Genomic DNA, 25,716 nt, shown 5'->3' with positions numbered 1-25,716 from the left:
CTGGGGTGAGTGAAGGAAGCCAACACCGCTGCGGCGTGAAAGATGAAGAAAACAGTAAAACCCAATAGATTTCGCGCTGCAGCAAGGCGGCAACTGAGCGAGTCCCCTGGAGCTTAGTTCACTAAGTGACTGGGGTGAGTGAAAGCAGCCAACACCGCTGCGGCATGAAAGATGAAGGGGATGGAGCTATGATGGAACCTTACAACCCCCCACGCGACCCCTGGCTACACATCCTCTATCAGGATGAGCACATCATGGTGGTTAATAAACCTAGCGGGTTACTTTCCGTACCGGGTCGCGCACCAGAAAATAAAGACAGCGTAATGACCCGCGTCCAAGCTGATTTTCCCCATGCTGAATCTGTGCATCGGTTGGATATGGCGACCAGTGGCGTGATTGTAGTGGCGCTGACTAAAGCGGCCGAGCGCGAACTGAAACGCCAATTTCGTGAACGCGAACCTAAAAAGTCTTATGTTGCACGAGTTTGGGGCCATCTGACGCAAGATGAAGGTTTGATCGACCTGCCGTTAATCTGCGATTGGCCTAATCGGCCAAAACAGAAAGTCTGTTATGAGACCGGAAAATCTTCACAAACTGAATATCTGGTCCTTTCACGCGATACTGACGGCAGCACGCGAGTGAAATTATCCCCTATTACCGGGCGTTCACATCAATTGCGGGTTCATATGCTGGCAATCGGCCACCCCATTCTGGGCGATAGATTCTATGCGCACCCAGAGGCTAAAGCGATGGCATCCCGCTTACAGCTACATGCGCAGGAATTATGTATCACTCATCCAGAATTTGGTACGGCAATGCATTTTAAATGTGACGCGCCTTTTTAATATTTATTAATCATAATGAGTCACCGCATCCTAAATAAGGAGGCGACCTCATTATTTACAAATTAATGACAATAGAATAAATATGATAATTTAAGATTAAAAATAAAAAACAAGTTAAAAAATAATATCTCACTCATTATATACCAATGAAGGAATATTATTATTCCTGTGGTAGAAACTTACTCAGAATATGCGGTTAATGCAGAAAAAATTAAAGGCGAAAAAATAAGAAGCCGCATCCACCGGTTTAATCAAGATGGTATCAATACATTGGCAGGGTACTCAGTTAGCATAAATACTCACGTTCTTTCCACCCAAAGAAAAGGGTAACTATCGTAGTGGAATCTCAGCCCCGGCGCGATAAAAAGAGATTCAGAGTCATCTTATTCATTTGATTTTAAAGCCATATAACTACCTAATGATTTGATTATATATCAAATAAGGGAGCTAGAGGGGAGCATGCGTAATTTGGGCGGAGACTGCCCTTCTGTTGCCTTACGTATAAAACATGATAGGACGTTAATATGCACATTCAACAGCGTTAATCAAAATACTTTACCCACTGAGTCTACTGGCAATACTGTCCAGTACGAGAATATATCGTTAAAGAAAATTGAGTTGAATAAATTTTATAATATAAAAGATAAACATGATATGGCACCACCCAGTATTAGCAGTTAGTCACGCCAGATACAGGCGTAATGGCACCTGCATTAATACTTTAAAACTGCTTCTAGCATTTAAATAAAGAGCGAAAGAGGCCAAATGACAGACATCTTTCGCTCAATGTTACTTAAATCCTTTCTCGCGCTTGATCAAGTCATACGCAGCTTGAATCTCTTGGGCCTTTTGCTTCGCCATTTCCATCATTTCAGGCGGCAAACCTTTTGCCACCAGTTTATCAGGATGGTGCTCTCCCATTAGCTTACGATAAGCACGCTTGATGATTACACTATCATCAGAGCTACTGACCCCAAGCACTTTGCAGGCATCCTCCAGTGTCGGGCCATTTGACGCTTGCTGGTAACCACCCTGAGAATATCCTCCCTGATGGCCCTGCCAACCGCCCTGTCCACCAAACTGGCGTCCACCTTCAATCATGCTCAGGAACTGATCAAACTGACCGCGTGAGATCCCCAGCTCTTCAGCAATCACATACAGCACCTGCCGCTCATTAGGATGTAAAGAGCCATCAGCAAATGCGGCCTGTAACTGAATTTCCAGAAACATCCGAATCAGATCAAAACGGCCAAAGCAGACACCGCGTAATTCTTGCAACCTTTCACGTAATGGGAATCCACTCTCTTTCCCTTCACGAAATGCTTGCTGTGCTGCTGTTCGGGCCTCGCCATGCAATTGCATTCTATCCATCAATTGGTTGGCAAGCTGAATATCAACCTCCGTCACCCGCCCTTTCGCCTTGGTCAAATGCCCCATGACCTGAAAAGTCGCTCGGAAAAAAATTAATTGTCGTGTTTGTTGATCGGCAAAAAAGCCGCGGCGCTTTGTGCTGCGCGCCCTGTCGACCATATGGCCGACAAGCAACCCTAGTATTGCACCCCAGACTCCACCGGACAGATAGCCCAGTACCAGACCGAGCAGTTTTCCCCAATACTGCATATACTCCTCAATTCATCATGCCGTCAGTCAAAATTTGCATTATCATACTCGGCATTCAGCTCAGCGCCTAACAGCGAGACGTGTAAGCGGCCGGATTTAACACTAGCGCAACTGTGATGAGTAATATAGTCTCAGACCGTTTGCCGGCATGATGCCCCCCGATGACGGAACACCAAAACCGCGTATGAAAAAAAGATTCCCAACACTGCTGGCCACATTGATATGGACGGCACTATATAGCCAGCACACGCTGGCCGACCTTGCTGAGCAATGCATGCTTGGCGTACCGACCTATGACCAACCACTGGTCACCGGCGATCCGAATCAGCTACCGGTTCGCATTAATGCGGATAAAACCGAAGCCAATTACCCGGATAACGCCCTATTTACTGGCAACGTCGTTGTCCAGCAAGGCAATAGCACCCTCACTGCCGATCAGGTCAAACTGACCCAAGTACAGAAATCGGGTGAAGCTATCCCGGTTCGTACCGTAACAGCTACCGGTGATGTTAATTACGACGATCCGCAAATCAAGCTGAAGGGGCCAACCGCCTGGTCGAACCTGAATACCAAAGACACTGATATGGATAAAGGCAAATATCAGATGGTCGGGCGTCAGGGGCGTGGCGATGCAGATTTAATGAAATTACGCGGTCAAAACCGCTATACCATTCTAGAAAATGGGACGTTTACCTCTTGCTTGCCGGGTGATAATAGCTGGAGTGTGGTGGGTACTGAAGTTATCCACGACCGTGAAGAGCAAGTGGCGGAAATCTGGAATGCCCGATTTAAAATTGGCAAAGTTCCAGTATTCTACAGCCCATACATGCAATTGCCGATCGGTGACAAACGCCGCTCTGGTTTCTTGATCCCTAATGCTAAATACACCAGTAATAACGGCTTTGAATTTATGTTGCCGTATTACTGGAACATTGCGCCTAACTTCGATGCCACCATTACCCCCCATTATATGGATCGTCGTGGTATGCAATGGCAAAATGAGTTCCGCTATTTGCTGGCGCCAGGCTCAGGCACCATGGCATTGGACTGGCTACCAAGTGACCGTCTCTACAAAGGGGTCGATGGTACAGAGCAAGATCCGACCCGCTGGCTGTTCTACTGGGGCCATTCAGGTGTGATGGATAAAGTTTGGCGCTTCAACGTCAACTATACCCGCGTCAGTGATCCGAACTATTTTACTGATTTAACATCACAGTACGGCTCAACCACTGATGGCTATGCCACACAGATCTTCAGCGTCGGTTATGCCGATCAAAACTGGGATGCTACCCTGGCATCCAAACAGTTCCAGGTGTTTACCAATGCCGGTAACAGCAATGCATACCGAGCCCAGCCACAGCTGGACATGAACTACTATAAAAATGATGTTGGCCCGTTTGATATGCATGTCTATGGCCAAGCAGCCAAATTCACCAGTGTTAATCCGGATAATCCGGAAGCCAGCCGTTTCCATGTTGAGCCGTCGATCAATCTGCCGTTAGCCAACGAATGGGGTAGCCTGAATACCGAAGCTAAGTTACTGGCAACGCATTATCAGCAAGATATTCCGCAAGGTTTTGCTCGCTACTATTCCAGTGCGAATAATGGCGAAGCTGCACCTAACTTGAAAGACTCGGTTAATCGAGTGATGCCGCAGTTTAAAGTGGATGGCAAAGTCGTATTTGACCGGCCAATGGATTGGGCAACAGGTTTCACCCAGACATTGGAGCCGCGCGCCCAGTATCTCTATGTTCCTTACCGGAATCAGGATGATATCTATATCTACGACACCACGCTGATGCAGTCGGACTACTCCGGCCTGTTCCGTGACCGTACCTATAGTGGCCTGGATCGCATCGCTTCCGCCAATCAAGTGTCTACCGGTTTAACTTCTCGCATATATGATGATGCGCTGGTTGAACGTTTTAACGTTTCAGTAGGTCAAATCTATTACTTTAGCCGTTCGCGTACCGGTAATAGTGAAACAATTGATAACAGTGATGATACTGGTAGCTTGGTTTGGGCAGGTGATACATTCTGGCGTATTAGTGATCAACTGGGCCTGAAAGGTGGCGCACAGTATGATACTCGTCTGGGGAGTTTAACCCTCGGCAATGCGGTAATGGAGTATAGAAAAGACTCAGAGCGTATGATTCAATTGAATTATCGCTACGCCAGCCCAGAATATATTCAGGCAGCAGTGCCAAACGTGAAAAGTCCTGGTTATCAACAGGGCATTTCTCAGGTGGGGACTACCGCCAGCTGGCCGATTGCTGACCGCTGGGCGTTGGTCGGTGCTTATTACTACGATACCAAAGCGAATCAACCCGCCAGCCAGTTAGTTGGCGTACAATACAATACTTGTTGCTGGGCGATTAACTTGGGTTATGAACGGAAAATCACTGGTTGGAATTCGCAGAATGAAACCAGCAAATATGACAACAGAATTAGCTTTAACATCGAATTACGTGGTCTGAGTAGCGACCATAGCTTGGGTACCGCGCAAATGCTTGGTTCTGGTATCCTGCCTTATCAAAGTGCATTCTGATACTGTGTAACACACTGAATACAGTGAATTTTAACCCGCAAAAGCGGATTACATAAATGGAAAAGGTATGAAGAACTGGAGAACGCTTATTCTCGGATTGGTTGTCTGTGCCAATACCGCGTTCGCAGCACCACAAGAAGTTGATAAAGTTGCCGCTGTGGTTGATAACGGCGTAGTTCTGCAAAGTGATGTCGACGGCTTGTTACAGTCAGTGAAACTGAATGCACAGCAATCTGGGCAACAAGTTCCAGATGATGGGACACTGCGTCATCAAGTTCTTGAGCGCCTGATTATGGATAATATCCTATTGCAGATGGCCAAGAAGATGGGGATTACCGTCAGCGATGAAGCATTGGATAAAGCCATTGCAGATATCGCCGCGCAAAACCGCATGACGCCGGATCAGATGCGCAGCCGTCTGGCAGCTGATGGTCTGAATTACGACACTTACCGCGAGCAGATCCGCAAAGAGATGCTAACGTCAGAAGTGCGTAATAACGAAGTGCGCCGCCGGATAACTATCCTGCCGCAAGAAGTTGAGTCATTGGCTAAACAAATTGGTAGCCAAACTAGTGGTGATGCAGAGCTGAACCTCAGCCATATTCTGATCCCATTGCCTGAGAATCCATCCCAGCAGCAAGTTGATCAGGCTGAAGATCTGGCCAAAAAATTAGTGTCTGACATCAAAGGCGGCGCTGATTTTGGTAAACTGGCGATCGCCAACTCCGCAGACTCTCAGGCGCTGAAAGGCGGCCAAATGGGTTGGGGGAAATTGCAGGAATTACCTTCTTTGTTTGCTGAAAAACTGCAATCGGCAAACAAAGGTGATGTGGTCGGCCCGATTCGTTCTGGTGTTGGCTTCCACATCCTGAAAGTCAATGATATCCGTGGTGCTGATAAAACAGTTTCAGTTACTGAGGTTCATGCACGCCACATTCTGTTGAAACCCTCGCCGGTGATGACTGACGAGCAAGCTCGCGCCAAGTTATTAGCGGCGGCGGCCGACATTAAAAGTGGGAAATCCAGCTTCGCGACTATTGCCAAAGAGATCTCTCAGGACCCAGGTTCTGCAATGCAAGGCGGTGACCTTGGTTGGGCATCGCCGGACATTTATGACCCAGCGTTCCGTGATGCAGTCATGAAACTGCAAAAAGGTGAAATCAGCGCACCGGTTCACTCTTCTTTCGGTTGGCACTTGATTCAGGTGATTGATACCCGTCAGGTAGATAAAACTGATGCAGCACAGAAAGATCGGGCGTACCGTATGCTCTTTAGCCGCAAGTTTGCTGAAGAAGCTCAAACTTGGATGCAAGAGCAGCGCGCTGCTGCTTATGTAAAAATTCTTGATGGTAGTAATGCACAGCCACAATAAGCGTATTGTCATTACCCCCGGCGAGCCTGCCGGGGTTGGGCCGGATCTCGTCGTCGCCTTGGCTCAACAGGATTGGCCTGTTGAGCTAGTGGTGTGTGCGGATCCGGCCTTACTACTTGCGCGAGCCAATCAGCTTAATCTGCCCTTGCAATTGCGTGAGTATCAGCCAGGTCAGCCACCATTGGCGCAACAGGCTGGCACGCTCACCATTTTACCCGTAAAAACAGCCACTGAGGTGACGCCAGGTAAGCTCGACGTTAATAACAGCCACTATGTTGTTGAGACTCTGGCCAAAGCCTGTGATGGTGCCATCAGTGGCGAATTTGCTGCATTGGTTACCGGCCCGGTACAAAAGAGCATTATCAATGATGCGGGTATCCCTTTCATTGGGCATACCGAATTCTTTGCTGACCGCAGCCTCTGCCCACGGGTAGTCATGATGTTAGCGACAGAAGAGCTGCGTGTTGCTCTGGCGACCACCCACTTGCCTTTACTGGCGGTGCCGGGGGCCATTACACAAGCCAGTCTGCATGAAGTGATCACCATTCTTGATAGTGACCTGAAAACCAAATTTGGTATTCGCCAACCACAGATTTATGTGTGTGGGCTTAATCCTCATGCGGGCGAAGGGGGTCATATGGGCCATGAAGAGATCGAGACTATTATTCCTGCGCTCGATGCACTGCGTCAGCAAGGGATAAACCTTATCGGGCCTCTTCCGGCTGACACGCTGTTTCAGCCCAAATATCTGCAGCATGCAGATGCTGTTCTCGCGATGTATCATGATCAAGGGCTACCGGTGCTGAAGTACCAAGGGTTTGGTCGGGCAGTGAATATCACACTCGGTTTGCCTTTTATCCGCACATCTGTAGACCACGGTACCGCTTTAGAACTCGCCGCAACCGGTACTGCCGACGTTGGCAGTTTCATTACGGCATTAAACTTAGCCATTAAAATGATAAATAACAGCAATGAATAATAGAGTCCACCAAGGGCATTTTGCCCGCAAACGCTTTGGACAAAACTTTTTAAATGATCAGTTTGTCATCGACAGCATTGTCTCCGCGATCCACCCCGTCCCTGGTGAGGCGGTCGTTGAAATTGGCCCCGGTTTGGGGGCATTGACCGAGCCGGTCGCTGCTCGCATGGATCACATGACTGTCATTGAGTTGGACCGTGATTTGGCTGCTCGCTTAGCTAGCCATCCCCAACTAAAAGACAAGCTAACCATCCATCAAGAAGATGCGATGAAAGTCAATTTTTCTGAGTTGGCCGAGGTCGCAGGGCAACCATTACGGGTGTTTGGCAACTTGCCATACAATATCTCGACCCCGCTAATGTTCCATCTTTTCAGCTATACTGATGCGATACGTGATATGCATTTCATGTTGCAAAAAGAGGTGGTTAACCGCTTGGTAGCGGGGCCGAACAGTAAAGCTTATGGTCGCCTAACGGTCATGGCGCAATACTATTGCAACGTCATCCCGGTGCTGGAAGTGCCGCCAACCGCGTTTACCCCAGCCCCAAAAGTTGATTCAGCTGTAGTACGCCTGATTCCTCACGTACAAATGCCAAACCCGGTGGGTGATGTCCGTATGCTTAGCCGTATTACTACGCAAGCATTTAATCAACGCAGAAAAACAGTGCGCAACAGCTTGGGTGATTTATTCACTCCAGAGCAGTTAATCGAATTAGGTATTGACCCAATTCTGCGGGCAGAGAATATTTCGGTAGCGCAATACTGTAAGCTGGCTAACTGGCTTTCAGCTCAATCGACACCGCAAGAATAAGCAGGAGCACATTATGATTGAACAGCCCCGCGTTTGTGTACAGGTGCAAAGTATCTATATAGAAACCCAGTCGATACCCGACGAAGAGCGTTTCGTCTTTGCCTATACCGTGACGATTCGTAATTTAGGCCGTTCAAATGTGCAACTTATTGGTCGCTATTGGTTAATCACTAATAGCAATGGTCGACAGACTGAAGTTCAGGGCGAAGGGGTCATCGGTGAGCAGCCGTTGATCCTGCCAGGTAATGAGTTCCAATACACCAGTGGAGCTGTTTTAGAAACTCCACTGGGTACCATGGAAGGACATTATGAGATGGTTGATCACCTCGGTCAGGCCTTCCGTACTGCGATTCCGGTCTTCCGCTTAGCGATCCCAGCACTGATCCACTAACCCTGACCTCAATTATGTCTACTTATCTTATTGGCGATGTTCATGGCTGCCTTGATGAATTGCTGGCGCTACTGGCGCAGGTAAATTTCGATCCGCAGCAGGATACTTTGTGGCTGACCGGTGATTTAGTTGCCCGTGGCCCAGCTTCACTGGATGTTTTACGTTATGTTCGCTCATTGGGGCCAGCGGTGCGCATGGTTTTAGGTAACCATGACCTGCATTTACTGGCAGTTTATGCCGGTATCAGCCGTAATAAACCCAAAGACCGCATTACTCCGCTGCTGGAAGCACCAGATGCTGATGAGTTGATTAATTGGTTACGTCGCCAGCCCGTCTTGCAGGTTGATGATGAGCTAAAATTGATCATGGCCCACGCTGGCATCACTCCGCAGTGGGATATCGAAACCGCCCAGATGTGCGCCCGTGAAGTCGAAGCCGTCTTAAGCAGTGACAGCTACCCGCTCTTTCTTGATGCAATGTACGGTGATATGCCGAACAACTGGTCGCCAGAACTGACTGGGCTGGCACGTTTGCGCTTTAGTACCAACGCATTGACGCGTATGCGTTTTTGCTTCCCTAACGGGCAGTTGGATATGATCTGTAAAGACACGCCAGAGAATGCCCCAGCGCCACTTAAACCCTGGTTTGACTTGCCACGGCTGGTGAGCCCTGAGTATTCAATTATTTTTGGCCACTGGGCATCACTGGAAGGTAAAGGAGTCCCTGAGGGGATTTATGGGCTGGATACTGGCTGCTGCTGGGGAGGGGATTTAACCCTACTCCGCTGGGAAGATAAACGCTATTTTACCCAACATGCATTCAGCGTTGAAGCCACCCTAAGTCAGGTTGATGGCCCTACTGATACATCAGAAGAACCGCCGAATTACTTGTAATAATATATAAATAAAGGCGCCCACTCATCAGCGCCTTTATTTTATCTCTATAAATCTAAGATATTATTATTTACTTAACTGATGGCCACCAAACACTATTTTGCTGAGGCTACTTTAGGTAAAATAACCGGAATATCTGATGTTATTGCCGCAATGGCGAGGTCTGACATCCGATTAAATGAGCAATTTTGTGCTTTATCTGCTCGGCAAGTATAGCTAATATAAGGTGCAGTTTCTTCATTCTTAACCCATGCTGGCTTATCCACTATAGAGATATATAGCCCATTATTGACCAGCGATTTATTATCTCTTAGTTTCATTTGTAGGATACCAGCGTCAAGCTGATAACTGCATTGTACTAATGCCCCCAGAGCGCGGTCATTTGTCCCATACGGATAGTAAAACGCCTCAAGGAAGCGAACTGTATCCCCTTTATTTTCAGCGCCTTGTGAAGAACCATGCCAACGTTCATTGTCTGATATATAAGTGCTCATTACCCGACTAATTTCATTCGACTCAGGGCATGCGGTTATTCCAATTGCCGAAGCCAAGGGTGATATTAAAAATAAAACAAAGGTGGCGATATATTTTACATTTCCCATTCTACACTCCATAGATAATATAATTTAAAGTTGAATAAATATATTTTCAAGTGTGACGATCAGAGCGTAACATTAGGATGGAAAGCCAAAAACCTTAAACAATAATGGTTTAATACCATTAATTAATACGTTAATTTCATCGAATTTGGCATAAAAAAAGCCCATAAAAATGGGCCTTTAAAGCGAAAATAAAATATATATCAATTCACTTTAGCGACGTTCTAAAATTTCAAAACAATAGCTATGAGAATTAGCGTCATCAGCATCATGGAATTCACTGAAAGTACTTTCCCATTCATCAGGCTCATAATCAGGGAAGTGTGTATCTCCCCCAACTTCAGCATCGATATGAGTGAGATACATACGATTCGCGCGGTCTAAGAATTGCTTATAGACTCGACCGCCACCCATGACCATCACTTCTTCCACATCACCGGCTAAAGCCAGTGCTTCATCAATAGAGCTAGCCCAAGTCACCCGGTCATCAGCACCTGGTTGGCTACTGATAACAATATTCAGACGCCCCGGAAGAGGACGACCGATAGATTCGAATGTCTTACGACCCATAATTACCGGTTTATTTAACGTGTTACGTTTGAACCACGCTAAATCAGCCGGTAAGTGCCATGGCATGGCGTTTTCCATACCAATAACGCGATCCGCTGCCAGAGCAGCGATCAGGCTGATAATCATTATTAAACCCTGTAGGCTGCAAGAGCCAGTACCGAAAAATTGCTCACACTATACGTAAAGCCTAATCAAGCGTCGATAGAGATAAGCAGGCTAATCGCATATATAAGACAGCTCTTAGCCCGGTAAAAAAACAGGGAAGGAAAAAAACCTTATACACCAGGACGTTTGCGATAAAGCCACAGCCCAGGTAAAGATAAACCAATCGACAACGCACCAACAATAAATGAGGCTTTCAAGAAATTGGTTACCATGACGGACATTAATTCTTCGGTATAACCCAGATGAGAAATCTCCACCACCGAGATCATCGCGGTATATGCCGAGATCCCTGGGAACATGGGAATGACTGCGGCGACAGTGAAGACCTTAGGATGTGCCAGTAACCACCGCGACCAATTAATCCCAATCACACCGATCATTATTGATGCCAATAGTGAAGCCAGCTCGATATTCATACCGAAATGAATCATCAGCATCCGCGAACCATGGCCAATCGCCCCCAGCAAGGCGCAATAGCGCAATGCACGAACCGGCACATTAAATACCATCGCAAAACCGAGAGCCGGAATAGCAGCCAGCACCATGTCTTGTAATAACGCCCAAAGTAAACTCACGACCACCCCCGCAATCCCCACAATGCCATGGCAAATACCACCCCAATACAGGTTGATAAGGTTAATAAACTTGCCATTGCCCAGCGAGCCAGACCGGTATTAACGTGTCCTTTGAACATATCTGCGACGGCATTAATCAGTGGGAAGCCGGGCACCAGCAGCAATACGCTGGCTGCCATCGCCACACTGGACGCTCCCTGGAAAAACGGCAACCGCATTAATAAACCAGATGCGGAGGTGGCAACAAAAGCAGTGATACAAAAGTTAATCAGCGGATTCATATGGCGCGCAGTCAGGCTTTGACGCACATACATTGCCAATCCACTGGCAAAAAAGCTGATGGAGAAAGCATCCCAACCGCCACCGTTTAATTTGCTGAAACAGCCACATGACAACGCAACCATCACCACGACCAACCAGCGCGGATAACGCAGCGGTTTAATATTTTCAAAACGCTTGTCGACATCCCTGGCATCCAACAAGTGGTGTTCAACCAAGATGACAATATGCTGCACCTCAGTCACCACCTGCATATTGATGCCGCGATCGGTGTTTTTGCGCGTCGATGTCAGGCAACTTCCCTGGCTAATGGTGGTTAAAACCACGGCGTTAGCCGAGATGGAGCTCTCGACGCTATCCATCCCCAGAGCAATACCAAGCCGGGCGGATAACTGCTCCACCAGCATACTTTCGGCCCCATGTTGCAGCAGTAACAGGGCACATTTAATGCACAATCGGGTAATTTCCCGCTGTTGTTGATGCGGTTCCTCACTGTTTATTACATTCGCCTGGCTCATATTCGTGCATCACTATCCATCAAAAGAGTAAAAGATAAATGCTCAATTCCATCACTGCCGACAACAAATCCACCACCGCTAATCAATAACAATAATGCACAGGAAACCAAGTGGCGCTATTATCGCCTTAACGCACTATTTCTCACTCGGTAATTCCTATGCTTGAAACCTCTATATTCGTCGCAACTATTGCAACATTGGGGATGCTATCCCCCGGCCCCGATTTTTTTCTGGTCATTAAAAACGCCGCTCGCTATCGCCGCCCCGCAGCCATGATGACAGCTCTCGGCGTAATTTTAGGTGTCGCGACACATATGTCTTACTGCGTGGCGGGTCTGGCAGTGGTTATCACCACCACCCCGTGGCTATTCAATTTTCTGAAATATGCCGGAGCCTGTTATCTGATTTGGATTGGTTTCCAGGCACTGCTATCACGCGGAGAAAGTAAACTTAGCCTTGATAGCGCAGCACAGTATCCCATCACACTAAAAGCCGCATTTTTGCAGGGATACCTTTGCAATCTATTGAATCCCAAAGCGACTCTTTTCTTCCTCGCCGTTTTCACTCAAATATTACAGATTAACTCCGGCGTGGGTGAAAAACTGTGGTACGCCTCAATCATCTGGGTACTGGCCGTTATCTGGTGGCCTTTGCTGGTGATTCTGATTCAAAGTGCACCGGTGCGCCGTGGTTTGGCGAAAGCACAAAAAGTGGTCGATAAATTGCTCGGCGGCCTGTTGATCGGCCTGGGTATCAAAGTTGCCTTAAGCTAGCGATATCGGCTGTTGATCCACAATCCTTCAGATACTATCCACAATCCGATGAGCGGTAACATTGGTAAAGATCAATGTTGTTTATGAACAATATTATTGTTTATGAAAAATACTGTTTTTATGGTTAAAAGCCGTAATTCTATAAATAGTGAGCATAAAAAAGGGCGATGTCTCCATCGCCCTGTTATTTACTGGGTTATCACCCGCATTAGCCTTTCATATTCTTAATCTTGGCATGCATTTCTTGCACTGAAATCACTTGTTCAGTTGGATCTGCATTCAGTGCCATGGCAGTTGCGAAACCGCCATTCAGTGTGGTGTCGTAATGCACCTTATATTGCAAAGCACTGCGACGGATCAGTTTGGAGTCTTCAATCGCCTGACGCCCTGCCGTTGTATTCACGATATAAGTGTATTCACCATTCTTGATACGGTCCTGAATGTGTGGACGCCCTTCATGCACCTTGTTGACCAAGCGTGGATTGATACCCGCCTCACCCAGCACTACTGCAGTGCCGTGAGTCGCATCCAATTCAAAGCCCTGTTTAAGCAGTTTTGCCGCCAAATCAACCACACGATGCTTATCACCTTCGCGCACGGATAACAGCGCACGGCCACTCTTTTTCATACCAGACTGGCTGCCCAGCATCGCTTTAGAGAATGCTTCGGCGAAAGTACGGCCAACCCCCATAACTTCACCGGTAGAGCGCATTTCTGGCCCTAAAATCGGGTCAACACCTGGGAATTTATTGAATGGCAGCACCACTTCTTTAACTGAGTAGTAAGGAGGAATAATTTCTTCCAGAATACCTTGCTCAGCCAGGCTCTGCCCTACCATCACGCGCGCGGCAATTTTTGCCAGTGGCATACCGGTTGCTTTAGAGACAAAAGGCACCGTACGGGCCGCTCGTGGGTTCACCTCAATCAGATAAACTTCGTTATTCTTCACGGCAAACTGCACGTTCATCAAGCCGCGAACACAGAGCTCAAAGGCCAGTTTTTCAACTTGCTGGCGCATAACATCCTGAATTTCCTTGCTCAGAGTGTAGGCGGGCAATGAACAGGCTGAGTCACCGGAGTGAACCCCTGCTTGCTCGATATGCTCCATAATGCCGCCGATTAACACGCGCTCGCCGTCACAAATGGCATCCACATCGACTTCAACTGCATCGTCAAGGAAGCGGTCCAGCAATACCGGTGCATCATTCGACACACTGACCGCATTTTGGAAGTAACGACGCAGGTCAATTTCGTCATACACGATTTCCATCGCGCGGCCACCCAGTACATAGGATGGGCGAACCACCAGCGGATAGCCTAGACCAGCCGCTTTCTCCACCGCCTGTTCGATGGTAGCAACAGTGGCGTTAGCCGGTTGTTTCAAGCCCAGACGATTTACCGCCTGTTGGAAACGTTCGCGGTCTTCGGCACGGTCAATAGCATCCGGGCTGGTACCAATAATCGGCACACCGGCAGCTTCCAGCTCACGGGCCAGTTTCAATGGCGTCTGCCCGCCGTACTGCACAATTACGCCAGTCGGTTTCTCGATACGGACGATTTCCAGTACATCTTCCAGCGTGACAGACTCAAAGTAGAGACGGTCGGAGGTGTCATAGTCAGTGGAGACCGTTTCCGGGTTACAGTTCACCATAATGGTTTCATAACCGTCTTCACGCAGTGCCAGTGACGCATGTACGCAGCAATAGTCGAACTCAATCCCTTGACCGATACGGTTCGGGCCGCCACCTAGCACCATCACTTTCGGGCGGTCGCTAGTTGGGTTGGACTCGCACTCTTCCTCATAGGTTGAGTACATATAGGCGGTATCGGTAGAGAATTCTGCTGCACAGGTATCTACGCGCTTATAAACTGGGTGCAAACCATATTTGTAACGCAATTTGCGCACTTCACTTTCAGCCGCACCAACCAATTTCGCCAGACGGGCATCAGCAAAGCCTTTACGTTTCAGTTGGCGCATAAACTCAGCAGTCAGGCCATTGATACCGCATTCTGCGACGCTCTCTTCCAAGCGAACCAGTTCTTCAATTTGCACCAAGAACCAGCGGTCAATATTGGTCAGGTTGAAGACACCGTCAACAGACATTCCTGCACGGAATGCATCGGCGATATACCAGATACGCTCTGCGCCCGCTTCTTTCAATTCGCGGCGAATTTTGGTCAGCGCTTCAGGATCATCAAGGCTAACTTTAGGGTCAAAACCCGTGGCGCCAACTTCCAGACCACGCAATGCTTTTTGCAGTGACTCCTGCTGAGTGCGGCCAATCGCCATCACTTCACCAACAGATTTCATCTGGGTGGTCAGACGGTCATTGGCACCAGCAAACTTTTCGAAGTTAAAACGTGGAATTTTGGTCACAACATAGTCAATGGATGGCTCGAAGGACGCTGGAGTACGGCCCCCCGTGATGTCATTCATTAACTCATCCAGCGTATAACCCACAGCTAGCTTGGCGGCAATCTTGGCGATGGGGAAGCCGGTTGCTTTAGAGGCCAGAGCAGAAGAGCGGGATACGCGTGGGTTCATTTCAATGACGATCAAACGGCCATTCTTCGGGTTGACCGAGAACTGTACGTTAGAGCCACCGGTTTCTACGCCGATTTCACGCAGTACTGCCATCGAGGCATTACGCATGATTTGATATTCTTTGTCGGTCAGCGTCTGAGCTGGGGCTACCGTGATGGAGTCACCGGTATGGATGCCCATAGCATCGAAGTTTTCGATGGAGCAGACAATGATGCAGTTGTCATTTTTATCGCGGACAACTTCCATCTCATACTCTTTCCAACCAATCAGTGACTCATCAATCAGCAACTCTTTGGTTGGCGATAAATCCAGACCGCGCTCGCAAATCTCTTCAAACTCTTCGCGGTTATACGCGATACCGCCACCGGTGCCGCCCATAGTAAAGGATGGGCGGATAATGCATGGGAAGCCGACATCAGCCGCGACGGCCAGAGCTTCTTCCATATTATGCGCGATACCTGAACGAGCGGTATCCAGACCAATTTTCTTCATCGCGATATCAAAGCGACGGCGGTCTTCGGCTTTATCAATAGCATCGGCGGTCGCACCAATCATGGTGACACCAAATTCAGCCAGAACACCCTGACGTTCCAGTTCCAACGCGCAGTTCAGTGCAGTTTGGCCGCCCATGGTTGGCAGTACCGCGTCTGGGCGCTCTTTTTCGATAATTTTGCGTACCACTTCCCAGTGAATTGGCTCGATATAGGTCGCATCGGCCATCTCTGGGTCAGTCATAATGGTGGCGGGGTTAGAGTTCACCAGAATGACGCGGTAACCCTCTTCACGCAGTGCCTTACAAGCTTGAGCACCGGAGTAGTCAAACTCACAAGCCTGGCCGATGACAATTGGGCCAGCGCCGAGAATCAGGATGCTTTTTATATCTGTACGTTTTGGCATGGTCTTAGCTCCTGATTACTTGCTATTAGTGCTTGCTGATGATGCGCGATAGGCTTCAATCAGTTCGATAAAGTGATTAAACAGCGGAGCGGCATCGTGCGGCCCAGGGCTGGCTTCAGGGTGTCCCTGGAAGCTGAAAGCTGCTTTATCAGTGCGGTGAATCCCTTGCAGGGAACCATCGAATAGAGAAACGTGCGTAGTGCGCAGGTTGGATGGCAATGTGGTTTCATCAACCGCGAAACCGTGGTTCTGTGCAGTGATCATCACACAGTTTGCATCCAAATCCTTCACTGGGTGGTTGCCACCGTGGTGACCGAATTTCATTTTTACTGTTTTCGCGCCACTCGCCAGAGCCAGCAACTGATGGCCTAAGCAAATACCAAACACCGGGATATCCGTTTCCAAGAAACGTTTAATCGCCGTGATAGCATAATCGCATGGCTCCGGGTCCCCTGGACCGTTTGACAAGAAAATACCATCTGGATTTAGCTTCAGAACGTCTTCAGCAGGTGTCTGTGCTGGAACCACTGTCAAACGGCAGCCGCGATCCACCAGCATGCGCAGAATATTGCGTTTTACACCGTAGTCGTATGCCACGACATGGAAGGGTAATTCTTCCGGCTGCTGCGCCGCAGGTAAGTCACCTTCCAGAGTCCAACTGCCTTGCAGCCAGCTATAAACTTCTTTAGTGGTCACTTCTTTCGCCAGATCCATCCCCTTCAAGCCGGGGAATGCTTTGGCTTTTTCCAGTGCCAAAGCGGCATCAGATAAGTCACCCACAATAATGCAGCCGTTTTGAGCGCCTTTCTCGCGCAGCAACCTGGTCAGCTTACGGGTATCAATATCCGCAATCGCAACAATGTTGTGGCGTTTGAGATATTCAGATAAGCCTTCTTCATTACGGTAGTTGCTGGCAATCAATGGCAGGTCGCGAATGACAAGACCTTGGGCGTGTACTGCGGAGGATTCTTCATCGGAAGCATTGGTGCCGACATTGCCGATATGAGGATAAGTAAGAGTGACGATCTGGCGGGAGTAGGAAGGATCAGTGAGGATTTCTTGATAACCGGTCATCGACGTATTGAAGACCACTTCCCCCACTGCCGTACCCTCTGCCCCGATGGCCCGACCGTGAAATTGGGTTCCGTCTTCGAGAACCAATAGCGCTGACTTAATCAAAACATCCTCCAAGGAATAAACAGTCACATTATTTGCATATTAATTCATATCTAGCGATCTAAATCAATGCAAAAACCGCCCTCAAAGCTAATTTTTGGCAAATTGGGCGCATTTTAATGATGAGTGACGCTCTTGTCTAGCCAAAGCACCATTTTTTCTCTGTTTTTTGCGGTTTTCGTTAAAATGAGCCAATTATAGCGGCAAAAACACAAGCTAACTTAACATAGTAAACGGTTGCGAGGGTGAGTGACTGGAAAATATCATTATAGAGAGGGATAAATGGGAAAAATTGCTTAGCCAAGAGAGTAAATGAGATAAAACCGAGGTTAAATACACATAAATACAGCCATAAACGCAAAATCTATACAAAACGTCAATTTTTACATAAAAATAAAAAAGGACAATAAAATATTGTCCTGTTATCAAACCATTATGATAAAAACAACCACATCACTGGCTGTGCTTTACACCTTTAAAGTTCGTTCAAATTCAGTACATCTCGCATATCAAACAGACCATTATCACGCTTAGAGACCCAAATAGCCGACTTAACTGCACCATTAGCAAAAGTCATACGACTGGTGGCTTTATGGGTGATTTCAACCCGCTCACCGATATCAGCAAACATTGCCGTATGCTCCCCGACGATATCGCCAGCTCGCACCGTCGCAAAACCGATAGTGCCGGGCTTACGTTCCCCGGTATGGCCTTCCCGGCTATAAACCGCACAATCTTTCAGTGACCGCCCTAACGCATCAGCAATAGCCTCTCCCATTGCCAGTGCGGTACCCGATGGCGCATCAACTTTATGACGATGGTGAGCTTCAATAATCTCAATATCAGTGTAGTCGCCCATCACTTTGGCCGCTTTCTCCAGCAGCTTGAGCACCACATTCACACCAACACTAAAGTTCGCCGCGAAAACAATACTAATGTCAGATGCCGCAGCACTGATGGCCGCTTTGCCCGCATCATCAAAACCAGTGGTACCAATCACCATGGCCTTACCCTGCTTGCGGCAAATAGCTAAATGTTCCAGCGTGCCCTCAGGGCGAGTAAAGTCGATCAACACATCAAAATGATCAGTTACTTTCGATAAATCATCATTTACCTGGATATTCAGTAAACCGGTACCCGCCAGCTCACCCGCATCGCTGCCTACTAATGTGGAGCCTACACGTTCAACGGCAGCCCCCAGCACAACACCTTCAGTTTGCGTAATGGCCTGGATAAGCTGTCGCCCCATACGACCACCTGCGCCAACCACGGCGATACGAATTGTTGAATCAGTCATTAGTTCTCCCAATATTGTGTCATCTGCCCTGACAAGGGTTCAGATTAGCTGCCCGCTATAGACTCTGCCAGCCTATTTAATCTGTATTAGAAAAAAATGATATACGCCCGCTTTTATCAGTGAAACCACTTAATTTCTTACATTACATTCAGTAACTCGCGTTCCAGTGGATTTCATCGACAACTAAATACCTTATTCACCTTAAATGTAGTGCCATAGCCGTCTATATGGCAGATTGTGCTTATTGCGCATATTCATGCAGTTATAATGTTCTATCCTTCGTCATACGCCACCCAAAGGCTAGACAAGTTATAACGAGAAAACAGTATCTTTAAGCATAAAAAAGCAGCCACTGCGGGCTGCTTGATAAGTATTGAATTCATGCCTGAGAGAATAAATGCCAGATCAGTCGATCTGCTTAACCTCAACACGTAATTCTTTGGGGACTTCGAAGACGATATTTTCTTCACGGCCACGTAGTTCAACAGACCCGCCAGCCCCAAAGCCTTGCAAGCGCGCTATTACCTGTTGTACCAAGATATCAGGAGCAGATGCACCAGCAGTAACGCCAATACATGCTGCATTCTGTAGCCATGACTCTTGGATATCATCCGCAGAATCAATCAGATAAGCCGATTTACCCATTCGCTGTGCTAATTCGGCCAACCTATTAGAATTAGACGAGTTTTTCGAGCCAACCACTAAGACCACATCTGCATCATTCGCCAAATTCCGTACCGCTTCCTGCCGGTTGGTTGTGGCGTAGCAGATATCGTCTTTACGCGGACCGATAATCTTCGGAAAACGCTGGTGCAAGGCATCAATAACAGCAGCGGTATCATCAACGGATAATGTCGTCTGGGTCATAAAGCAGAGATTGTTCTCGTCTTTAACATTCAGTTTCCAAACATCATCTGGAGATTCAACCAGATACATTCCCCCTTTCGGGTTGCTGTATTGCCCCATGGTGCCTTCTACTTCTGGATGGCCGGCATGGCCAATCAGAATAGCTTCTTTCCCTTTGCGGCTGGCGCGCGCAACTTCCATATGAACTTTGGTCACCAATGGACAGGTGGCATCAAATAACATGGTGAGTTCACGCGCACGGGCTTCTGCTCGAACCGCCTGCGACACGCCATGGGCCGAGAAAATCAGAATGGAGCCATCTGGCACCTCAGAGATATCCTCGATAAAGATAGCGCCACGCTCACGCAGGCTATCAACCACATAGCGGTTGTGCACCACTTCATGACGTACATAAATTGGCGCGCCATACATTTCGATCGCGCGCTCAACAATACTGATAGCCCGATCAACTCCGGCACAAAAGCCGCGTGGATTAGCCAGCAATATCTGCATGGACAGCCTCCTGTTGGGGGTCAATCTCCAGCACTTCAATTTCAAAGCTGACGACATGCCCGGCCAACGGGTGATTAAAATCAACAGTGATAGACTCTTCAGCCACTTCGCGCACTACCCCTGGCATTTCACTGCCATCACGAGAAGTAAACAGCATGATGGTCCCTGCATCCGGCACACCGGTTTGTGCAAAGTCGCGCTGAGTGAAGTACTGAATCAAATCAGGACTTTCCAAACCAAAGGCATCTTCAGGTTGCAAGGTAAAAGCGTGCTTATCGCCAGCTTTCAAACCAATCAACTGCTGTTCCAGCTCATCAGAAAGGCTATTATCACCTAAGCGGAACAGTGCAGGTTTCCCGTGAATATGGGTTGATTCTGCCGTTGAGCCATCTTCCAGCTTCAGTGTGAAATGCACCAATACAGCGCTGTTCTCTTGTACTTGATTGCCTTGTACATGCTCGGACATCTCACTCACCTTTATTCATTGCCGTTTTTTCAGCTGGGCTTAAGAAGCCTTCAAATATCACCAACGCAGCCCCGATACAGATGGCTGTATCGGCGATGTTAAAGGTGGGGAAATGCCAGTTGTTGACGTGGAAATCGATAAAATCAATTACTGCGCCATGCACCATACGATCAAACAAGTTACCCAATGCCCCACCGATAATCAGAGCATAAGCGCAATTAAGCAGACGTTGTTTGGCGGTAGAGCGATACATCAGCACCATCAATATGACTGAAATACCGATAGCTATCCCCGCAAAGAACCAACGCTGCCAACCACTTTTATCCGCAAGGAAGCTAAATGCTGCACCAAAATTCTGGGCATAGGTCAGGTTGAAAAAAGGAATCAGTGGCACAGATTCATACAGAGCAAAGTGGGTCATGACCCACTGTTTGCTACCGAGATCCAAAATCACCACCAGTACTGCCAGCCATAACCAGCGCAATCCGGTCGAACAAATAGGTTTACTCATTAGGCGTACTTACGCTCTTCACCGTCTCCGGCGACGTTAGTGACACAGCGGCCGCACAGCTCAGCATGTTCCGCTACCAAACCGATATCTTGAGTGTAATGCCAGCAACGTGGGCACTTCTCACCATCAGCTTTATTAAAGGTAATCTTCAGCCCAGCAATCAGTTCGCTCTGCTGCGCATCATCACCTGCATCGGCATAATCGGCAACTTTCGCACCGGAGGTCAACAGCACGAAACGCAGCTCATCTTGCAAGCTGTTCAAGCGCTCAGCCAGTTCTGGCGTGGCATACAAGGTTACGGCTGCTTCCAGAGAACCCCCGATACGCTTGTCGCTACGAGCCTGTTCCAGCACTTTGTTGACTTCGCCACGGACTTTCAACAGCTCAGCCCAGAAAGTATCGTTCATACTTTCGTCACCTGCCAACCCGAACAGCCCTTCATACCACTCTTCAGTGAAGACATACTGCGGACGTTGACCCGGTAATTGATTCCAGATTTCATCTGCTGTGAAGGACATGATAGGTGCCATCCAGCGAACCAATGCTTCTGCGATATGGAACAGCGCAGTCTGACAGCTACGGCGGGCAACACTGTCGCCTTTTGCCGTGTACTGACGGTCTTTAATGATATCGAGATAGAAAGAACCCATCTCAACCGAGCAGAACTGCATCAAACGCTGTACCACCAAGTGGAAATCGTAACTTTCATACGCGGCCATAATTTCGGCTTGAGCGGCCTGTGCGCGGCCAACAGCCCAACGGTCAACCACCACCATATCTTCCGGTTTCACCTGATGCTGTGCGGGATCGAAACCATTAAGGTTTGCCAGCAAGAAGCGCGCGGTGTTACGGATACGACGATATGAATCAGCGGAACGTTTCAAAATTTCATCAGAAACAGCGATTTCACCGGTGTAATCCGTTGATGCCACCCATAAACGCAGGATGTCGCCACCCAGTTTGTTCATGACGTCTTGCGGGCTGATGGTGTTGCCGATGGATTTGGACATTTTGCGCCCTTGACCATCAACAGTGAAACCATGAGTCAGCACCTGGCGATATGGCGCTTTGCCTTTCATCGCGGTCGCAATCATCAATGACGACATAAACCAGCCGCGGTGTTGGTCAGAGCCTTCCAGATACATATCTGGGCTATGGCCATTAAACTCTGGGCGCACATCAACCACTGAAGAGTGGGTTGAGCCGGAGTCAAACCAGACGTCCAGAGTGTCGGGAACTTTGACATAATCTGCAGCATCAGCACCCAAGATTTCAGCAGGATCCAGATCCCACCACGCCTGAATACCATCTTGCTCTACGCGCTTGGCGACTTCTTCCATCAGCTCAGTGCTACGTGGGTGAAGCACTTCGGTCTCTTTATGGACAAACAGAGACATAGGCACGCCCCAAGTGCGCTGACGCGAGATACACCAATCTGGGCGGTTTGCCACCATGGTTTCGATACGCGCCTGGCCCCAATCAGGGATCCACTGCACGCCTTTAATCTCTTCCAAAGACTGCTTACGCAGACCTTTTTGATCCATGCTGATGAACCATTGCGGGGTAGCACGGAAGATGATTGGCGTTTTGTGACGCCAGCAGCACGGGTAGCTGTGGACCAGTTTTTCTACTTTCAGCAATGCGCCTTTTTCACGCAACAGCTCCACAATCACATCGTTGGCTTTAAACACAAACAGGCCGTCTAGCGTTGGATAAGTCCCCGCCAGATAGCAGCCGTTCGGCCCCACCGGATTGGCAACTTCCAAACCGTATTTCTGGCCGATAACAAAGTCATCCGGGCCGTGGCCTGGTGCGGTATGAACAGCGCCGGTACCGGCATCCAGAGTCACGTGGTCACCTAAAATCGCCGGGACATCAAAGCCCATAAACGGATGAGCAAAGCGCAGCAGTTCAAGATCTGCACCTTTACATTCGCCCAATACCGTCCACTGGGTGATACCCACGCGCTTCATGACACTTTCAACCAAATCAGCGGCTAAAATCAGGCATTCAGCTTCAACCTGTACCAACTGATAAACATATTCAGCATTCAGTGAAATCGCGCGGTTAGCAGGTAAAGTCCACGGGGTGGTAGTCCAGATAACCAGCGAGATCGGGCCATTGACCTGAGTTACGCCAAATTTTGCGCTCACCGCGGCGGCATCGACGGCGTTGAAACGCACATCAATGGATGGCGATGTTTTATCGTAATATTCGACTTCAGCTTCAGCCAGTGACGAACCGCAGTCGGTGCACCAATGCACTGGCTTCGCGCCTTTGTGCAAGTGCCCGTTATCAATGATTTTGCTTAATGCACGAATGATATTGGCTTCGGTCTTGAAATCCATCGTCAGGTAAGGATGGTCCCAATCGCCCAGCACGCCCAGACGGATAAAGTCGGCTTTCTGGCCTTCAACTTGTTCAGCCGCGTATTTACGGCAGGCAGCACGGAACTCCGCGGCACTGACCTTCTCGCCCGGCTTACCAATTAACTGTTCAACTTTTAACTCGATCGGCAGACCGTGGCAGTCCCAACCTGGAATATAAGGTGAGTCGTAGCCAGCCATTCCTTTCGATTTAATAATAATATCTTTGAGAATTTTGTTAACAGAGTGACCAATGTGAATGTTGCCGTTCGCATATGGAGGGCCATCGTGCAAAATAAAGGTCTTTTTACCCTTCTTGGCCGTACGAATAATCCCGTACAGATCCTGCTCATACCAACGTTTCAGCATGTCAGGTTCACGCTTAGCCAGATCGCCGCGCATCGGGAACCCTGTTTCAGGCAAATTCAGGGTATTCTTGTAGTCACTCATTAGATTCTCGGTTCCGTTTCGGCTAGAAATATTAAACCGGTGTCTTTAGCCCGAAAAATGTTCGGGCCGTCACCACATCATTGGCGATTTGCTGCTTCAACGCATCGAGCGAAGCAAAACGCTGTTCGTTGCGCAGTTTCGCGCGGAGCACCACATCGATATGGCGCCCATAAAGATCCATAGTTACATCAAGCAGATGAACCTCTAGCTGCTGGCGAATGCCAGCAACGGTAGGCCGAGTGCCAATATTGGCAACACCGGGCAATGGCTTTGGACCCAAGCCATAAACATCAACCGCATACACTCCTTTTACCGGAGCAACTAAACGTTTTAACGGCAAATTCGCCGTTGGGAAGCCTATTGTGCGCCCCAGTTCGTCACCGTGAACCACGCGACCAGAAATACTGTATGGGTGGCCTAGCAGTGTCTCGGCCAACACCAAGTCGTCGTCATTAAGTGCCTGACGAATCGCGGTGCTGCTGATACGCAGCCCAGCATCACAAAAGCTGTCGGTGCTGATCACATCAAAACCAAACTCAGCCCCGGCTTGCTGTAATAGCTGAAAATCCCCCTGACGCCCTGCGCCAAAGCGGAAATCATCACCAACGGTTAAAAACTTAACACCCAACTTCTCTACCAGCAACTGAGCAACAAAAGCTTGCGCAGTATTAGCAGCAAAACGCGGATCAAACTTAACGCACAATAAATAGTCAACACCGGCCTCGGCCAGATATTTGGCTTTATCACGCAAGCGCGTCAGCCGTGCTGGTGCTTTATCTGCTGCAAACAATTCCAATGGTTGCGGTTCAAATATCATTACCATTACGGGCAGCCCCAAGCGCCGACCTTCGCGCTTTAGCTGCTCCAATAAGGCCTGATGTCCGCGATGGACACCATCAAAGTTACCGATAGTTAGCACGCAACCATGGTGGCGTGCCCGGATATTATGTATACCGCGAATTAGCTCCATAGCTGGCTCAAAACAGTGGAAATCGCCGGATTATACCTTGTACAGCGGTTAAGGTTAACCCGCGATTGGCACCTTTAACCGAAAGTCATGCCATTTTGCCAATAATCTGCAGGTAAAATCCCTTTTACTGACTTTATCCTGTAGAATACGTTCGCCGTTGAATACAGAAGCTGGTTGAGGTTTTTGCAAGAATCACTGTCTGCAAGAATCACTGTCGAATCCTTTCGAGGCAGTGAACTGTGGAATTTTCTTTCGAAAGACTGTATTCCACAGCGCGAAGCTGGTAAAATCCCGCTCCATCACAACGTAGCAAGTGCCGCCCGTACAAACGGCGCTTATTTGCACAAATCCATTGACAATCGAAGGCGAAAAGGGCATATTCCTCGGCCTTTGAATCGTCCTCAATAGAATATATTTGGGAGTTGGACCTTGGCTAATATCAAATCAGCTAAGAAACGCGCCGTACAGTCTGAGAAACGCCGCAAGCATAACGCTAGCCGTCGCTCAATGGTGCGTACCTTCATTAAGAAGGTTTATGCGGCAATTGCAGCTGGCGATAAAGACGCAGCGCAAAAAGCATTTAATGAAATGCAACCAATCGTGGATCGTCAGTCCTGTAAAGGTCTGATCCACAAAAACAAAGCAGCGCGCCATAAGTCAAACTTAGTAGCGCAAATCAACGCAATGCAGTAATTGCATTACGTCGACTGCTTAGTAAAAAGACCGGCCTAGGCCGGTTTT

Annotated in this window: 22 protein-coding genes; 9 read left to right on the top strand and 13 right to left on the bottom strand. The window is 48.4% G+C overall.

Features of this window, described 5'->3' with window-relative positions:
• The first annotated feature begins 191 nt into the window (after positions 1 to 191).
• A complete protein-coding gene (gene rluA, locus N0H69_RS03455; RefSeq protein WP_072077418.1) occupies positions 192 to 845 on the top strand; it encodes a bifunctional tRNA pseudouridine(32) synthase/23S rRNA pseudouridine(746) synthase RluA in 654 nt (217 codons plus the stop codon).
• A gap of 789 nt (positions 846 to 1,634) precedes the next feature.
• Here rluA and djlA read toward each other — a convergent pair.
• Positions 1,635 to 2,465 carry a co-chaperone DjlA gene (gene djlA / locus N0H69_RS03450; RefSeq protein ID WP_050150351.1) on the bottom strand — a complete coding sequence of 277 codons (831 nt, stop codon included), beginning with the start codon at positions 2,463 to 2,465 and terminating at the stop codon, positions 1,635 to 1,637.
• A gap of 184 nt (positions 2,466 to 2,649) precedes the next feature.
• Between djlA and lptD the strand changes: the two genes are divergently transcribed.
• From lptD to apaH, 6 genes are all read left to right on the top strand, one after another.
• Complete coding sequence (lptD, locus tag N0H69_RS03445; RefSeq protein WP_050150354.1) at positions 2,650 to 5,013, top strand: LPS assembly protein LptD; 2,364 nt, start codon at positions 2,650 to 2,652, stop codon at positions 5,011 to 5,013.
• Between the two features lie 67 nt (positions 5,014 to 5,080).
• Positions 5,081 to 6,385 (top strand): peptidylprolyl isomerase SurA, encoded by a 1,305-nt coding sequence (gene surA, locus N0H69_RS03440; RefSeq protein ID WP_050121593.1) that lies wholly within the window; start codon positions 5,081 to 5,083, stop codon positions 6,383 to 6,385.
• On the top strand, positions 6,369 to 7,364 hold the full coding sequence (gene pdxA / locus N0H69_RS03435; RefSeq protein WP_072077400.1) for a 4-hydroxythreonine-4-phosphate dehydrogenase PdxA: 996 nt from the start codon (positions 6,369 to 6,371) through the stop codon (positions 7,362 to 7,364). Before surA ends, pdxA begins: the two co-directional genes overlap by 17 nt.
• Complete coding sequence (gene rsmA, locus N0H69_RS03430) at positions 7,357 to 8,175, top strand: 16S rRNA (adenine(1518)-N(6)/adenine(1519)-N(6))-dimethyltransferase RsmA (protein ID WP_050106585.1); 819 nt, start codon at positions 7,357 to 7,359, stop codon at positions 8,173 to 8,175. Before pdxA ends, rsmA begins: the two co-directional genes overlap by 8 nt.
• Before the next feature lie 13 nt (positions 8,176 to 8,188).
• On the top strand, positions 8,189 to 8,566 hold the full coding sequence (gene apaG, locus N0H69_RS03425; protein WP_050121595.1) for a Co2+/Mg2+ efflux facilitator ApaG/CorD: 378 nt from the start codon (positions 8,189 to 8,191) through the stop codon (positions 8,564 to 8,566).
• 14 nt (positions 8,567 to 8,580) lie between these two features.
• The gene (gene apaH, locus N0H69_RS03420; protein ID WP_050121596.1) at positions 8,581 to 9,459 is read left to right on the top strand and encodes a bis(5'-nucleosyl)-tetraphosphatase (symmetrical) ApaH; all 879 of its coding nucleotides are present in this window, start codon (positions 8,581 to 8,583) and stop codon (positions 9,457 to 9,459) included.
• 95 nt (positions 9,460 to 9,554) lie between these two features.
• Here apaH and N0H69_RS03415 read toward each other — a convergent pair whose 3' ends face one another.
• The 4 genes from N0H69_RS03415 to N0H69_RS03400 all read right to left on the bottom strand — a co-directional run bounded on the left by N0H69_RS03415 (position 9,555) and on the right by N0H69_RS03400 (position 12,165).
• The gene (locus tag N0H69_RS03415) at positions 9,555 to 10,061 is read right to left on the bottom strand and encodes a DUF3757 domain-containing protein (protein ID WP_080994221.1); all 507 of its coding nucleotides are present in this window, start codon (positions 10,059 to 10,061) and stop codon (positions 9,555 to 9,557) included.
• 210 nt (positions 10,062 to 10,271) lie between these two features.
• Positions 10,272 to 10,751: a type 3 dihydrofolate reductase gene (gene folA / locus N0H69_RS03410; RefSeq protein WP_172665407.1), complete on the bottom strand. Its 480-nt coding sequence runs from the start codon at positions 10,749 to 10,751 to the stop codon at positions 10,272 to 10,274.
• A gap of 152 nt (positions 10,752 to 10,903) precedes the next feature.
• Positions 10,904 to 11,368 carry a threonine/serine exporter gene (locus N0H69_RS03405; RefSeq protein WP_032909928.1) on the bottom strand — a complete coding sequence of 155 codons (465 nt, stop codon included), beginning with the start codon at positions 11,366 to 11,368 and terminating at the stop codon, positions 10,904 to 10,906.
• Complete coding sequence (locus N0H69_RS03400) at positions 11,365 to 12,165, bottom strand: threonine/serine exporter family protein (RefSeq protein WP_050106590.1); 801 nt, start codon at positions 12,163 to 12,165, stop codon at positions 11,365 to 11,367. The genes N0H69_RS03405 and N0H69_RS03400 overlap by 4 nt, the downstream gene beginning before the upstream one ends.
• 158 nt (positions 12,166 to 12,323) lie before the next feature.
• On the opposite strand from N0H69_RS03400, the gene N0H69_RS03395 reads away from it, so the two are divergent.
• Positions 12,324 to 12,938: a LysE family transporter gene (locus N0H69_RS03395; RefSeq protein WP_050106591.1), complete on the top strand. Its 615-nt coding sequence runs from the start codon at positions 12,324 to 12,326 to the stop codon at positions 12,936 to 12,938.
• 208 nt (positions 12,939 to 13,146) lie between these two features.
• Here the strand turns inward: N0H69_RS03395 and carB are convergent, their stop codons facing one another.
• The 8 genes from carB to ribF form a co-directional block, all read right to left on the bottom strand.
• Positions 13,147 to 16,380: a carbamoyl-phosphate synthase large subunit gene (gene carB, locus N0H69_RS03390; protein ID WP_050106592.1), complete on the bottom strand. Its 3,234-nt coding sequence runs from the start codon at positions 16,378 to 16,380 to the stop codon at positions 13,147 to 13,149.
• A 15-nt stretch (positions 16,381 to 16,395) separates the two neighbouring features.
• Positions 16,396 to 17,559 (bottom strand): glutamine-hydrolyzing carbamoyl-phosphate synthase small subunit, encoded by a 1,164-nt coding sequence (gene carA / locus N0H69_RS03385; RefSeq protein ID WP_050106593.1) that lies wholly within the window; start codon positions 17,557 to 17,559, stop codon positions 16,396 to 16,398.
• A 472-nt stretch (positions 17,560 to 18,031) separates the two neighbouring features.
• Entirely contained in the window at positions 18,032 to 18,853 is an 822-nt protein-coding gene (dapB, locus tag N0H69_RS03380) for a 4-hydroxy-tetrahydrodipicolinate reductase (RefSeq protein ID WP_050145568.1), read from the bottom strand.
• 405 nt (positions 18,854 to 19,258) lie between these two features.
• Entirely contained in the window at positions 19,259 to 20,212 is a 954-nt protein-coding gene (ispH, locus tag N0H69_RS03375; RefSeq protein WP_050145566.1) for a 4-hydroxy-3-methylbut-2-enyl diphosphate reductase, read from the bottom strand.
• The gene (gene fkpB / locus N0H69_RS03370) at positions 20,193 to 20,678 is read right to left on the bottom strand and encodes an FKBP-type peptidyl-prolyl cis-trans isomerase (protein ID WP_050106596.1); all 486 of its coding nucleotides are present in this window, start codon (positions 20,676 to 20,678) and stop codon (positions 20,193 to 20,195) included. Before fkpB ends, ispH begins: the two co-directional genes overlap by 20 nt.
• Position 20,679: 1 nt before the next feature.
• Entirely contained in the window at positions 20,680 to 21,189 is a 510-nt protein-coding gene (gene lspA / locus N0H69_RS03365) for a signal peptidase II (protein WP_050101737.1), read from the bottom strand.
• Positions 21,189 to 24,005, bottom strand: a complete 2,817-nt coding sequence (gene ileS, locus N0H69_RS03360; protein WP_050106597.1) for an isoleucine--tRNA ligase — start codon at positions 24,003 to 24,005, stop codon at positions 21,189 to 21,191. The genes lspA and ileS overlap by 1 nt, the downstream gene beginning before the upstream one ends.
• A gap of 31 nt (positions 24,006 to 24,036) precedes the next feature.
• Positions 24,037 to 24,975, bottom strand: coding sequence for a bifunctional riboflavin kinase/FAD synthetase (gene ribF / locus N0H69_RS03355; RefSeq protein WP_050106598.1), 939 nt, complete (start codon positions 24,973 to 24,975; stop codon positions 24,037 to 24,039).
• 429 nt (positions 24,976 to 25,404) lie between these two features.
• Here ribF and rpsT point away from each other — a divergent pair, with 429 nt between their 5' ends.
• Positions 25,405 to 25,668, top strand: a complete 264-nt coding sequence (rpsT, locus tag N0H69_RS03350; RefSeq protein WP_002220715.1) for a 30S ribosomal protein S20 — start codon at positions 25,405 to 25,407, stop codon at positions 25,666 to 25,668.
• Positions 25,669 to 25,716: the final 48 nt, after the last annotated feature.

Origin of the sequence: Yersinia alsatica (assembly GCF_025133195.1) — a bacterium.
GTDB classification, from domain to species: Bacteria; Pseudomonadota; Gammaproteobacteria; order Enterobacterales; family Enterobacteriaceae; genus Yersinia; species Yersinia alsatica.
Note: the sequence above shows the minus strand (reverse complement) of the source record. Positions and strands in the feature narration are given on the sequence as shown.

What these genes read in the sequence shown, in the direction of transcription:
- N0H69_RS03395 (WP_050106591.1), top strand. Translation starts at nt 12,324, where the DNA reads ATGCTTGAAACCTCTATATTCGTCGCAACTATTGCAACATTGGGGATG.
- apaH (WP_050121596.1), top strand. Translation starts at nt 8,581, where the DNA reads ATGTCTACTTATCTTATTGGCGATGTTCATGGCTGCCTTGATGAATTG.
- carB (WP_050106592.1), bottom strand. Translation starts at nt 16,380, where the DNA reads ATGCCAAAACGTACAGATATAAAAAGCATCCTGATTCTCGGCGCTGGC.
- fkpB (WP_050106596.1), bottom strand. Translation starts at nt 20,678, where the DNA reads ATGTCCGAGCATGTACAAGGCAATCAAGTACAAGAGAACAGCGCTGTA.
- rluA (WP_072077418.1), top strand. Translation starts at nt 192, where the DNA reads ATGGAACCTTACAACCCCCCACGCGACCCCTGGCTACACATCCTCTAT.
- surA (WP_050121593.1), top strand. Translation starts at nt 5,081, where the DNA reads ATGAAGAACTGGAGAACGCTTATTCTCGGATTGGTTGTCTGTGCCAAT.
- lptD (WP_050150354.1), top strand. Translation starts at nt 2,650, where the DNA reads ATGAAAAAAAGATTCCCAACACTGCTGGCCACATTGATATGGACGGCA.
- dapB (WP_050145568.1), bottom strand. Translation starts at nt 18,853, where the DNA reads ATGACTGATTCAACAATTCGTATCGCCGTGGTTGGCGCAGGTGGTCGT.
- N0H69_RS03415 (WP_080994221.1), bottom strand. Translation starts at nt 10,061, where the DNA reads ATGGGAAATGTAAAATATATCGCCACCTTTGTTTTATTTTTAATATCA.
- rsmA (WP_050106585.1), top strand. Translation starts at nt 7,357, where the DNA reads ATGAATAATAGAGTCCACCAAGGGCATTTTGCCCGCAAACGCTTTGGA.
- N0H69_RS03400 (WP_050106590.1), bottom strand. Translation starts at nt 12,165, where the DNA reads ATGAGCCAGGCGAATGTAATAAACAGTGAGGAACCGCATCAACAACAG.
- pdxA (WP_072077400.1), top strand. Translation starts at nt 6,369, where the DNA reads ATGCACAGCCACAATAAGCGTATTGTCATTACCCCCGGCGAGCCTGCC.
- apaG (WP_050121595.1), top strand. Translation starts at nt 8,189, where the DNA reads ATGATTGAACAGCCCCGCGTTTGTGTACAGGTGCAAAGTATCTATATA.
- djlA (WP_050150351.1), bottom strand. Translation starts at nt 2,465, where the DNA reads ATGCAGTATTGGGGAAAACTGCTCGGTCTGGTACTGGGCTATCTGTCC.
- ribF (WP_050106598.1), bottom strand. Translation starts at nt 24,975, where the DNA reads ATGGAGCTAATTCGCGGTATACATAATATCCGGGCACGCCACCATGGT.
- lspA (WP_050101737.1), bottom strand. Translation starts at nt 21,189, where the DNA reads ATGAGTAAACCTATTTGTTCGACCGGATTGCGCTGGTTATGGCTGGCA.
- ileS (WP_050106597.1), bottom strand. Translation starts at nt 24,005, where the DNA reads ATGAGTGACTACAAGAATACCCTGAATTTGCCTGAAACAGGGTTCCCG.
- ispH (WP_050145566.1), bottom strand. Translation starts at nt 20,212, where the DNA reads ATGCAGATATTGCTGGCTAATCCACGCGGCTTTTGTGCCGGAGTTGAT.